Here is an 11,579-nt window from a genome sequence, read left to right as displayed (position 1 = left end):
CTAATCAAAAACAACAAAAACTTATATTTAGGGCTTGCTTGAATAACTAACCAATCCTGATCTTGCTTTTTTATTACTTTTTCAGCAACCCCTATTTAGGAACGTGGATTAAATAAAATGCAAAACTTCATCCTGTATCAAGCTTCCCTCTCCTTTATAAGGAGAGGGATTGAGGGTGAGGTAAGCCAGGGACATAAATTGTATGTTATTTAATTCTTATTCATTAGTAAGCTAATAAGCATTTAAGTTGATTTAATACTCAATTCCTGGTTGCGCCTTCACACCTTGATCGCGGAAAGGGTGCTTAACTAAGGTCATTTCGGTTACGAGGTCAGCACGCTCAATTAAAGCAGCCGGTGCGCCTCTGCCTGTGAGAATAACGTGTTTGTTAGCTGGTTTTTGCGCCAAACCCGCTAAAACGTCTTCTACTGGTAAGTAAGCCATTTTGAGGGCGATATTGATTTCATCTAACAAAACCAGATGAAAGTCTGGGTTGCGGATGTATTCTAATGATTTCTCCCAGGCGGCGCTAGCTTTTTCGAGATCGCGATCGCGATCTTGAGTTTCCCAGGTAAAGCCTTCGCCCATTGCGTGAAATTCTATCTGGTCTTCCCAATAGCTGAAAACCCTTTTTTCTGAAGGTTCCCAGCTACCTTTGATGAATTGCACGATCGCTACTTTATACCCGTGACCGAGCGATCGTAACACCATCCCCAAAGCCGCAGTGGTTTTACCCTTGCCGTTACCAGTATTTACAATAATTAACCCTTTTTCTGGTACAGCTTCTGCTATGCGCTTGTCTTGCACTTCTTTGCGTCGCTGCATCTTTTTGCGGTACTGTTCATCAGTCAGAGATGAAGACATTACCTCATCAATTAAGCGCCCAATTTCTTGGTCTGGGTTCAATTCTTGTGGTGTATTGTTTTGCATCAAGCTTGTCTTAGAAATAACTGTTAAAAGTGTTGAAAATGAACCAAAATAGTCTTACTTATCCAATTTCACTTAAATAACTTGATTGGAAATGTCCAGAAAGTTTTCATGGGAAATATTAATAGTGTGTTAGCTTTATTAATGATTTGCAGACAAGTGTGGAAATATATATGATATACAAGCCTAACTTATAATTTGAGTTTACTATTACTGTTTTAAATAATTTAATATGTTCATTAAAGCACTTTACGAGTAAAGATTTATTATTATCTCCTTTGGTACAGTCATAAGTTAGAGTAGCAACCGAGGGCGTTGGTTTAAGTCTTGGAGTATGATGTTTGATATCGAGAGTTATACATTTATTTTTGAATTTTGAGTTTTGAATTTTGAATTGTTAAGGATGTTGTTGTTTCCATTTTTCCCATAAAGGGTGCGTATCCTCTGGTTGCCCGTCATAGTTGAGCAATTGGTCTGAAATTATCACCCATGACTGGGCACTGCGTGTCCAAATGTTACCCACTGGGCGTAACCAACTTGTATCATCTAAGGTTCCGGCTTTGACATTGATAGTATTTGAGTTGTAAGTCCGTTCATGGAACAATCGCGTTCCGCAGTCGCCACAGAACAGGTTATTTACTTCACGTCCGCGATCATTTTTACGAGTCCAAGCCTTCGGTTTTCCTTGAACAATCACAACAGCATCTCGTGGTACGGTAAGAGACATTCCAAAGGCACTAGAGGATTGTTTCTGACACTCTTTGCAGTGGCATAGGTAAAGGGTTAACGGTTGGGCATGAATTTCATAACGAATCTGTCCACATTGGCAACCTCCAGTATATGGAAAACTCATAGGTTTCGCCTCCTGACAATTTGTTCCTCTAAAGGGAGAGATGGGGAAGATGAGGAAGAAGATACTTCTTTATCTTTTTTCTCTCTCTCATTCTTCATCCGATTCATCATCCTCACTCCAATACTGTTGAGGTGCATTTCCGTGAACTTCTAAAATCTTTGGTTTTTTGATTTTATTATCAGGCGGATTAATTGCTTCTAACTGGACATCAAATTTCCAGTTATCACCAAAATCATAAAGATAGGTCATTTTAGCACCCGGTTCTAGAGACAAATCACCAATCTGTACTTGGTCTGCAAATGGGGGTGTTTCCATGTAGGGATGACCGATTTTTATTATGCGACCAAAACGGTCTTTATAACTAAACTCGTACAGGTGATCGTAATCAAAGTCAAAAGCATCGAGAATTTTCTCTGCTAGCCAGCCTAATGGTTTTTTCGCTGGTATGGCAATGCGTCGCCAAGCCCGATAAATGGACACTTTAAAAATATAAATACCATCAGTGAAGCCTTGCTTGGGAACAAGTAGATTATGCTCCCATTCTGGAAAGAATAATTGAAAATGTGACTGCAATTTTCCAAAAGTTACATTTACATCATTCTGTAATTCTCCTCGTATCCCCAACGGAAATAGTAACTGCAACAGAGCATCACCAAAGGGCAAGCGTTGTAAACCAGTAATCCGCCATCCTTTGCCTGCTTGTGGTTTTCCATGTTTAATAGCTAGCAATCCAAATAACTCTAACAAAGCAACGTTATGCAGACCAGGGTAATAACTAATATCATGTTGGTCTTCATATTTAGGAAATGTTAAACCTTTATCTGGGACGCGAGGCCAAAGTTGAATGCATCTAAATAAATTGCCGAATGAGTCTTGATGCTCACCCAAAATTTCGTTATTTCCCCAAATTAACCAGGCTTCTAATAAGTTGAAATAGCGTTCTGTCGGGTTGAGATTTGACCATGATTCTAAGGTGGCTGCGTCTAATATTAAAATTTGCTTCTTCCCTTGGGATCTGATTTGGGCTATCCCAGAACTGCGTAATAACAGATATAGCCCATTAATGTAGGGGTATGATTTCTGTACGGGGCGTTTGAGTTTAGTTTCAATTGGGTGACTTAACTGAGAATTAAGTTCTGATAGTACTTTTAGCGGTAGAAGGTTATTAACACTACTAACTTCCACTCCATTTGGTTGTAATAAATCTATCAGAGTTTGAAAGTCATGCCCAATCGTACCGGGTTGATTTTCATCAATAGTGACTTTTTGTAGGAGTTGTTGTTGTGACTCTGTTAGGGAAGGCAGTTCAGGATTGAGTGTGCGTTCTAGCCGCGCAAATAAATCTTCCATAAATAAAAATTCTAAATTTTAAATTCACAATTTAACCTTCCGTAAAACCCTGTTTTCTTTATACTATGACTTCAGCAGTTACTCTAAAAAACATCGACTTGCCAAGTGTCACTGTCGGACTATCAACACCGTAAGCTTAATGAAATGTGAATGATAATATTTTCACCTTCTAGTTGACAATCCCAGGAATTTGATATGAATAGTAACACTCGTCTACAGATGATTTTAGCTGATACACGTATTGATATAGTATTAAGAGCGATCGCTCAACTAAATCTACCTAACTGGTGGTTAGCCGGGGGTGCAATCCGAAACACCGTTTGGCATTCAATTTTTGGTGAGAATTGTGGGTTAGGTATTAAAGATTTTGATATTGCATTCTTTGATATAGAGGGGAATCGTTCCCAAGAACTAGCAGCAAAGGCGACTCTCACAGAACAATTTCCTTATGACCAGTTTGATGTAAAAAATCAAGCCAGTTTTGCTCGTTGGCGTCTTGGTAGCAGACCCTACACTAGTACAGAGGATGCCATCACAGATTGGCTGCACACGGCTACTGCTGTAGGAGTTCGATTAGATGTTCAAGGTCAATGGCAATTTTTTACTCCCTACGGGTTAGATGACTTATTTGGTGGCATTATTCGACCTACGCCAGCACATACTCATAACCTAGACGCCCACAATAAGGCATCTGGGTTTTTACAAAAGTGTCCTTATCTGCGGTTGGCGTAAGGGATGCAGTCAGATTTTAATACAAGGGGCTTAAGCCCCTTGTCTCAACCCTTCGCGAGTAGTTTTATTCCAAAGATGACGCACGGGGATAACCATAGCAAGGCTTTGTAAGGAAAGCCCAGATTTTGGGTTGATAAAGCTCACCAATAGCACTAATGGGTACAGTCCAAACTTCACGAATTTCTCTGCGATGATGTGCTTTTTCAATCCGTTTATCATAACCTGCTTATCTTGTTTAATTTGTCAAGTTTTCATGATCCCAAATTAGATGAGCTTACCCTGCTAATACGGTTTGGATAAGTATCCTTTACCTTCCATATGGTCTGGGAAAAAGGTAAGAAACAAAAGGAAAGGGGTGAATATTTGAATTCACCCCTTTTTTTCTCAATTCACCGAAATTTGATGCGATATACAACACAGTTTTGCATTCAAGAATTTAGTGAATAAAATATCCTAATCTTAGTGTTAGCAAACTTTTGAAGTTAGCCTTGATTTTGTTTGATATATGAGTAGAGAAGTTCGCGATCGCTGTGGGGATTTACAATTAAGCATGGACTACTACCGCCACTTCTATTACTTACAAGAACGACAGTAACGCCCATCCGTGGACAAACCCCTAAACAACTGGTGCTAACAACTCGAAATTCACCCCATAATCCCTCAAATTTCAGACGAGATTTCAACCAATTCTCTAAGTCTTCGGAAGCCGTTGAGCCTGATTGCTCGTTTACACATTGTGAACACACAAGCAGCAAACCAGACTCCCATCGGGGAGAAATACTGGGAATAGATGTGTCTAATGGGCGAGAACTCAAGGGTGAATATTGGGGCGATGTCTGCTGAGAATTGGCTGAAAACCTCTTGAGGATACGTCGGAGCAATGTCTTACTCCACCGGATCAGTTTCTTCATGGACGACCCTACCTATTTCTCTGACAGAATAATATAAGTTTCCCCTTTAGTCTGTTCTATTTGGTCATCTAGTTCCAACAAAAATCAGATTGAGCAAGCAAAACCAAGTATACTGAAGAGGACATGAGGCTGAGAGAGCATTTCTAATTAGCTTTGCCATTCCCCTGAAAATTTAACGAGTGATCATCATTGACCCAAATTGCTTGTTGAGGTACAGAAATAGAAATTCCAGCTTGATCTAATGCAATTTTTAGGCGACGGCGAAACTCCCGCGCGACATCCCATTGTTTAAGAGGCTGTGTTTTAATCCAGACCCGAATAATCAAACCGCGATCGCCAAATTGATCTATTCCCAAAACTTGCGGCGGTTCCAAAATTTGAGGCTGCCATTGTATTTCTTGATTCATCTGAAAACCAATACTTTCAATCAACTTCAAAGCCTTTTCTGTATCGGCTTGGTAGGCGATCGGGATTGTTAAATCGGCTCGTGACCAACGACTAGAAAGATTGGCAACAACTTTAATTTCACTATTGGGAATCGTGATCAAGCGCCCTTCCGAATCCCGCAGTTGGGTCATCCGCAGATTCAGATTTTCTACTAAGCCTCCCACGTCTCCCACACTAATCACATCGCCTAAAGCATACTGGTCTTCTAGAATGATCAAAAAACCGTTAATAGCATCTTTAATTAAGTTTTGCGAAGCCAGAGACACCGCAACACCAACTAAACTGACACCCGCTAGCAAGGGAACAATATCTATTCCCAATGACACCAGCGCTAGCAAGAAACCTACTCCTATCCAGATACCAGTAGCAATGCTTTTAGTCACGCCAGAAAATGTGGAAACTCGTAGTTGCAGACGTTCAGAACTTTCTGGAGTCAATAAAGCACCACTGCTGATCAGAGTGGTAGTGAAGCGGTCAATTAGGGCGTAGGTAAAACGGATCGCCACATAGGTTCCCAGCAACACGACACCTAATCGCAAAGGAAATTGGGCGGCTGTGAGAATTCCTACCTGAAATGGTCGTGTATAGGGAAATAGACCCAAAATAAAGAAGCTTCCACCTCCCCAAATTCCGGCTTGAGTTAGCTGAAACAATCGTCTTTTGACTTCTTGGAGATGCTGCGTTTGCCGTTGATTCAGTTGTGTTGTAATTGGTTGAGCTGCTGCTACTGCTGATGAAATTGGGGAGTTTAGGGGACTTATGGGGGGTTGAGAGGCAACTAAATCCTTTTTGTCACGCCGCTCCCAGCTATATACTCCGCAACTCATGACAATCATTGCTAGGCCGATACCCGCAGCAATTTTACCTTGGTTGATTAGAAATTGAGTTTGTCTTTCTTGCTTTGCTTGTTGCAAGTCTTCTTGTAACTTTTGGGTGATTTGATTTGCCGATGTTGACATATCTACCTGTCGCAGTCCAGCATCTTCAGAAGTGATGGTCATCAGATATTGGCCGTTGACATAAATTACTGGTAGTTCGTTTACTTTCCGAACTTCTACCTTGACTGCTGTTTTTGCTGGTGCCTGAAAGTAATTTTGACCAATTTTATCCAACTTATTTTGAATGTCTTCTGAACGCTCAGGAAAGTTGGTTTTTGATGCTGCTATCTGAAATAACCGACGACCATCTAAATAAATCCAGCCTGAAACAACTCGATTATTTGAATCATTACTCACACTGGTGGGAGCTTGCAGCTGCGGTAAAAAAGGAATCTGGGCTGTGGCTTTGGGCACAGATACAACGGCTATGGCCATTGAACTAGCGATCGCCAAAAATTGAAAGCGCACTCAAACACCTCCTTGAGTAAAATTTACTATTGACTACTTATATAACTATCCTCCGCAATTGATTTTGGTAAATGTACCTATCTAAAGTTGAACTTTTTCCTTTAGATGATAAAATTTTGATGTTTTTTTGGTTATCCTCTATCTTGAGACAGATGACAATGTACTTAGAATCAGAAACTAAGGCTGATAAAAGTCTTACTCTTAGCAAAGATAAAACAAAAAGAAAGAACCTGGAGATGAAGTTGACATTATGATGATCAAACGTCAAGCTAGTTTTGAGGACTATTGACTAGTAGTTTGCTAATTACCAGCAAAAATTGCCAGTAGTAGAATAACCTAGTAGAGTGCGTAAATTTTACGTAACTTTTTTAATTTTTTGAGGAAACTTTTGATGACCGCAACTTCTCCCCGATTAAAGCACGAGGTTAAAGACCTCGGCCTAGCTGCCTTGGGAAGACAGCGTATTGAATGGGCTGGACGCGAAATGCCAGTTTTGCGGCAAATCCGCGATCGCTTTGCCCAAGAAAAACCCTTCGCTGGTTTACGCCTTGTAGCTTGCGCCCACATTACAACAGAAACAGCACATTTGGCGATCGCTCTGAAAGCCGGTGGTGCAGACGCGCTTTTAATTGCTAGCAATCCCTTGTCAACTCAAGATGACGTAGCTGCTAGCCTCGTCGTCGATCATGAAATTCCCGTCTTTGCTCAAAAAGGCGAAGATAACGCAACTTACAGCCGCCATGTCCAAATCGCCCTAGATCACCGCCCCAACATCATCATTGATGACGGTAGCGATGTGGTTGCGACATTAATCCAAGAGCGCCAACACCAAATTGCCGATTTGATTGGCACCACTGAAGAAACTACAACAGGAATTGTGCGCCTCCGGGCCATGTTCAAAGATGGCGTTCTCACCTTCCCCGCAGTGAACGTCAACGATGCTGATACCAAGCACTTCTTTGATAACCGCTATGGTACTGGACAATCTACTCTAGACGGCATTATCCGCGCCACAAACATTCTGCTGGCTGGTAAAAACATTGTCGTAGTTGGTTACGGCTGGTGTGGTAAAGGTACAGCCCTCCGCGCCCGTGGTATGGGTGGTAACGTGATTGTTACCGAAATTGACCCCATCAAGGCAATTGAAGCCGTAATGGATGGTTTCCGCGTCTTACCAATGGCAGAAGCTGCTAAAGTTGGCGACTTGTTTGTTACAGTTACTGGTAACAAGCACGTAATTCGCGCTGAACATTTCGATGTAATGAAAGACGGTGCGATCGTTTGTAACTCCGGTCACTTTGATATTGAACTTGACTTGAAATACTTGGCTTCTCAAGCTAAGGAAATCAAGGAAGTGCGTCCCTTCACCGAAGAGTACAAACTGCAAAGTGGTAAATCAGTTATCGTTCTCGGACAAGGACGTTTGATTAACCTAGCTGCGGCTGAAGGACACCCCAGTGCAGTAATGGATATGAGCTTTGCCAACCAAGCTTTAGCTGTTGAATACCTAGTGAAGAATAAAGGTAAGTTAGAACCTGGTTTGCACTCAATTCCTATTGATGTGGATCAAGAAATTGCTCGACTCAAGTTGGAGGCGATTGGAATTAAGATTGATAGCCTAACACCAGATCAAATTGAGTACATCAATTCTTGGACAACTGGAACTTGATACATTGATTAATTGATTTTTGGGGGGATAGGCTTTTGGGCTTATCCCTTTTTTTGTGTTTCGCGCAATAGCTCTTAGCAAGACGCTAAAGAGCAAAGGCGCAAAAGGAGGAATTGTCACTTCAAAAATCAGGTATGATGAAATATATTATTTTAAATTTTTATGTCAGCCAAAGATTTTTTTCACAATGCAGTTCGTTTAGCCTTAGAAAAAGATAATTGGTTTATTACTCATGATCCTTTATCTATTACAGTAGATGGTATCGAATTTCGTATTGATTTAGGTGCAGAAAGACTTTTAGCAGCAGAAAAGGATGGGCAAAAGATAGCAGTCGAAGTCAAATCTTTTCTAGGTAAATCAGAGATAAGTGAATTTCATACGGCTTTAGGACAAACACTTAATTACCGTTCTGTTTTAAGAAAAAAAGAACCTGACCGCATTTTATATCTAGCAATTAGTTCTGAAATATATACAGAGTTTTTTCTAATCCCGTTTATTCAAGAAGTAATTTTTGAATATAAATTAAAGTTGTTAATATTTGAAACTATTAAACAGGAGATTGTTTTATGGAAGGAATAAATTACTCAGAATTAGTTCAAACTGTTTTAGGAAGACATATAGAAAATCATTTATCTGAAGGAACAGAAAAGGAGTTAATTTTTGATTGTGAAAGAAATCGCTATCTAGTAGTTTATGTAGGATGGGAAGATGAAAAACGGGCTTATGGTTGTGTTGTTCATGTAGATATTAAAGATGGCAAAATCTGGATTCAGCGTGATTTGACTGAGGAAGGGGTAGCTAATGAATTAGTAGAGTTAGGAGTGCCAAAAACAGATATTGTTTTGGGTTTTAGATCGCCTTCTGTCCGGCAGTTTACTGGTTTTGCATCTGTTTAAATTTTTTGCATTTTAGCCGACAGAAGTTGAAAGTTGAGTAGATCAACTTTTTGACTTCGGGAACTTGATACATTGATTAGTTAATTTTCTGTGGGGATAGGCTTTTGGGCTTATCCCTTGTTTTATTTCGCACAAAGACGCAAAGAAGAGAAGAAAGTGCTTTACGGAAACTTTATAGTACTCCCCGCATGATACTAGCCAATACTAGAAATATATCTAACATAGCCGTAGTTGCCAAGACTTTAAATGTACTTAATAGCTTCTTGATAAGAAGAATCTAGAGAAATTTTAGGCAACTTACTTTTAGGAAAACTAGAAATTATGTATAGTGCCTTATTTATGAGAACATCCGTTGTTTTATCTCTAAGAGAATTCGCTAGTTTCTTCATGCGGAGATCAGCTTTTGACATCTCTAGATCAAATACAAATTTATTATCACTAAAGAGTTTAATATATTCTTTAATCTCTTCTATTTTAAAACCTTCAATAAATTTTTCGTAGTAAGTTAATGCTCTCTCATCAATACCATCTTTATAGCCTTTGCCATTTCCGCAATAACAAATACAAATAATTTTGACAAATAAACTTCTAACTGATTTTGGTATACCGGTTGTTGGGATCGAAACTGATATAGATTTAGCATGAGGATATTCATTATAAAAGTTATTATATTCAAAATGAACTGTCCTCAAATTTTGTAGTTTATCAATAAGCTCTGCTGCTAAACTATCTTCGTCTTTATACCGAAGACCATCGACTAATTCTAAAATTCTTTCAGTTGCTTCTCTTCTAAATGTATCAACATTTTTTCTGTATAATCCAAATTTAGAACCTATACGATATTTAGCTTCATCCGTTGCATTATTCCAGACATGAGGAATTAGTTTTTCTATGTTAACTCTAACAAACTGCTCTTGTTTATTATCACAATATTTTCCAAAAATAGATAGGAGAAAATCATCTTTTCTGACTTGAGGTTGTTTAGAAAACTCATTACCAATGATAGAAAAATCATCGGCATTTATTACATTTTTTCTTATATTATCTCTCAGTTGTTTTAAGCTAACTACAGAATAATCTGGTTTTGCATTTATTACATATTTCAAACAATATTCTAAGAAAAGAATCATTTCTGTTCCAGTAAGTTCAGTATCATTTGGATGTGCAGAACTAGCATGATTTCTGAAATAATTAACATTCTCTAATCTTTTAAAGTTAATATTATTAATTAACCCTATTCTTTTAAATATTTCTAGTAAGTCATGAGCAGATATAGCTTCAAGTTCTTCTTCTGAAAGTAAACCTTTATATTTTGAAGATATGCTTCCTGCCACATCATAAAAATATTGTAAATCATAACCAATTATTAATCTATTTAATGCCCTGATAGTTTCATCCCATAGGAAAGCTAAAGCACCATCAAATAAGCCGTTAATGATTGATGCTACAAATTTTGATAAATATGTGGCTTTGCTTTTTTCTTCTATTGTAAGAGTCTCTAAAGCACCGTACAGTGCAAATATCGCTTTTCTCCTTTCATCAACAGATGAGAAAATATTATCCGTTGGTAGTCCAAGATAATTTAGCAAATCAATGTATGGCTTATCCAATGCTGTAATAGAATTTTCAATTTGAGATGATGTAATCTTTGTTGGTATTAATATAATTTCTGTATTATCTTCAGCCATTTTTTTATCTAGTTGTATACTTGATTTTTAAAGGTACTAGGATTAAATTTATATTACAATATAGGAATCCGGTTTGATTTCTGAAAAGATACGTAGGTGTGTTAGCAAGGAGAGTACGGCACCAAACCCTTGATAATGGTGCGTTACGAACTTCGTTCTAACACACCCTACAATACCTAATTTTGTTCAAAAATCAAATATGAGTCCTATAGTAAAAATACGTAATATTGTCATCTGAAATCTACCTTCCCAAACAGCGTCAGCAGCATCTAATCAGTAGTCTTACCCTAGATGAAGAAAGTGTTGCTCAACTCTTGAATTTGCCATTATTACATCGTGAGCCTTTTGATAGAATGTTGATTTGTCAAGCTTTACAACATAATTTAACAATTGTAACTGTACATCTGGCAATTCCTCCCTACTCGGTCAGTGTTTTATGTTAGGATAATAACTGCTCAAAATCGGGAATAGAATAGCCTTTCCATTTTAAAAGTGCATAAGCATAGGCTTTTTTCAACATTAAATAATCAGCACTCACTCTCAGCGATCGCAACAATAATCTATCTGATTCACTTAATCGATGATTTTGATTTTTCTCTAAAAGTTGTAAATGTAGTTCTTGTAGTTATTGCTAGAAGCGATCGCTCCAACTCAGTTTTATAATTATGATGGACTCAAAGGCTTAAGTTTCAAGCTCAGAAGCTCAAAAGCACCTTCCTAGCACTCTGGTAAAAAACACTGAAACTATTAAGATTAGAAG

General features: G+C 38.5%; 11 protein-coding genes. 5 read left to right on the top strand and 6 right to left on the bottom strand.

Annotated elements, in window-relative coordinates; genetic code table 11:
* Window positions 1-252: 252 nt before the first annotated feature.
* The 3 genes from cobO to V7K36_RS10490 all read right to left on the bottom strand — a co-directional run bounded on the left by cobO (window position 253) and on the right by V7K36_RS10490 (window position 3,130).
* Window positions 253-930, bottom strand: a complete 678-nt coding sequence (gene cobO / locus V7K36_RS10500) for a cob(I)yrinic acid a,c-diamide adenosyltransferase (RefSeq protein WP_334832090.1) — start codon at window positions 928-930, stop codon at window positions 253-255.
* 394 nt (window positions 931-1,324) lie between these two features.
* Window positions 1,325-1,780, bottom strand: a complete 456-nt coding sequence (locus tag V7K36_RS10495; RefSeq protein WP_335115475.1) for a GFA family protein — start codon at window positions 1,778-1,780, stop codon at window positions 1,325-1,327.
* 87 nt (window positions 1,781-1,867) lie between these two features.
* Window positions 1,868-3,130, bottom strand: a complete 1,263-nt coding sequence (locus tag V7K36_RS10490) for a plasmid pRiA4b ORF-3 family protein (RefSeq protein ID WP_335115473.1) — start codon at window positions 3,128-3,130, stop codon at window positions 1,868-1,870.
* Window positions 3,131-3,325: 195 nt separating this feature from the next.
* Here V7K36_RS10490 and V7K36_RS10485 point away from each other — a divergent pair, with 195 nt between their 5' ends.
* Window positions 3,326-3,862 carry a nucleotidyltransferase family protein gene (locus V7K36_RS10485; protein WP_335115471.1) on the top strand — a complete coding sequence of 179 codons (537 nt, stop codon included), beginning with the start codon at window positions 3,326-3,328 and terminating at the stop codon, window positions 3,860-3,862.
* A 482-nt stretch (window positions 3,863-4,344) separates the two neighbouring features.
* Here the strand turns inward: V7K36_RS10485 and V7K36_RS10480 are convergent, their stop codons facing one another.
* Both V7K36_RS10480 and V7K36_RS10475 read right to left on the bottom strand, forming a co-directional pair.
* Window positions 4,345-4,773, bottom strand: a complete 429-nt coding sequence (locus V7K36_RS10480) for a (2Fe-2S) ferredoxin domain-containing protein (protein WP_335115469.1) — start codon at window positions 4,771-4,773, stop codon at window positions 4,345-4,347.
* Window positions 4,774-4,916: 143 nt separating this feature from the next.
* Complete coding sequence (locus tag V7K36_RS10475) at window positions 4,917-6,566, bottom strand: mechanosensitive ion channel family protein (RefSeq protein WP_335115467.1); 1,650 nt, start codon at window positions 6,564-6,566, stop codon at window positions 4,917-4,919.
* 391 nt (window positions 6,567-6,957) lie between these two features.
* On the opposite strand from V7K36_RS10475, the gene ahcY reads away from it, so the two are divergent.
* The 3 genes from ahcY to V7K36_RS10460 all read left to right on the top strand — a co-directional run bounded on the left by ahcY (window position 6,958) and on the right by V7K36_RS10460 (window position 9,131).
* Window positions 6,958-8,235, top strand: coding sequence for an adenosylhomocysteinase (gene ahcY / locus V7K36_RS10470; RefSeq protein ID WP_334832104.1), 1,278 nt, complete (start codon window positions 6,958-6,960; stop codon window positions 8,233-8,235).
* A 162-nt stretch (window positions 8,236-8,397) separates the two neighbouring features.
* Complete coding sequence (locus tag V7K36_RS10465; RefSeq protein WP_335115465.1) at window positions 8,398-8,814, top strand: XisH family protein; 417 nt, start codon at window positions 8,398-8,400, stop codon at window positions 8,812-8,814.
* On the top strand, window positions 8,802-9,131 hold the full coding sequence (locus tag V7K36_RS10460; protein ID WP_334832108.1) for a XisI protein: 330 nt from the start codon (window positions 8,802-8,804) through the stop codon (window positions 9,129-9,131). The genes V7K36_RS10465 and V7K36_RS10460 overlap by 13 nt, the downstream gene beginning before the upstream one ends.
* 242 nt (window positions 9,132-9,373) lie before the next feature.
* Here V7K36_RS10460 and V7K36_RS10455 read toward each other — a convergent pair whose 3' ends face one another.
* On the bottom strand, window positions 9,374-10,819 hold the full coding sequence (locus V7K36_RS10455) for a hypothetical protein (protein ID WP_335115463.1): 1,446 nt from the start codon (window positions 10,817-10,819) through the stop codon (window positions 9,374-9,376).
* Between the two features lie 227 nt (window positions 10,820-11,046).
* On the opposite strand from V7K36_RS10455, the gene V7K36_RS10450 reads away from it, so the two are divergent.
* Complete coding sequence (locus V7K36_RS10450; RefSeq protein WP_335115461.1) at window positions 11,047-11,262, top strand: type II toxin-antitoxin system VapC family toxin; 216 nt, start codon at window positions 11,047-11,049, stop codon at window positions 11,260-11,262.
* Window positions 11,263-11,579 lie beyond the last annotated feature (317 nt).

This window comes from Nostoc sp., from assembly GCF_036919555.1.
In the GTDB taxonomy this organism is placed as follows: Bacteria; Cyanobacteriota; Cyanobacteriia; order Cyanobacteriales; family Nostocaceae; genus Nostoc.
The sequence above is the reverse complement of the archived record's forward strand: the minus strand, read 5'-3'. Positions and strand labels throughout refer to the sequence as shown.

Coding starts and splice junctions, on each gene's coding strand:
- ahcY (WP_334832104.1), top strand. CDS start 6,958: ATGACCGCAACTTCTCCCCGATTAAAGCACGAGGTTAAAGACCTCGGC.
- V7K36_RS10480 (WP_335115469.1), bottom strand. CDS start 4,773: ATGAAGAAACTGATCCGGTGGAGTAAGACATTGCTCCGACGTATCCTC.
- V7K36_RS10485 (WP_335115471.1), top strand. CDS start 3,326: ATGAATAGTAACACTCGTCTACAGATGATTTTAGCTGATACACGTATT.
- cobO (WP_334832090.1), bottom strand. CDS start 930: ATGCAAAACAATACACCACAAGAATTGAACCCAGACCAAGAAATTGGG.
- V7K36_RS10460 (WP_334832108.1), top strand. CDS start 8,802: ATGGAAGGAATAAATTACTCAGAATTAGTTCAAACTGTTTTAGGAAGA.
- V7K36_RS10455 (WP_335115463.1), bottom strand. CDS start 10,819: ATGGCTGAAGATAATACAGAAATTATATTAATACCAACAAAGATTACA.
- V7K36_RS10495 (WP_335115475.1), bottom strand. CDS start 1,780: ATGAGTTTTCCATATACTGGAGGTTGCCAATGTGGACAGATTCGTTAT.
- V7K36_RS10490 (WP_335115473.1), bottom strand. CDS start 3,130: ATGGAAGATTTATTTGCGCGGCTAGAACGCACACTCAATCCTGAACTG.
- V7K36_RS10465 (WP_335115465.1), top strand. CDS start 8,398: ATGTCAGCCAAAGATTTTTTTCACAATGCAGTTCGTTTAGCCTTAGAA.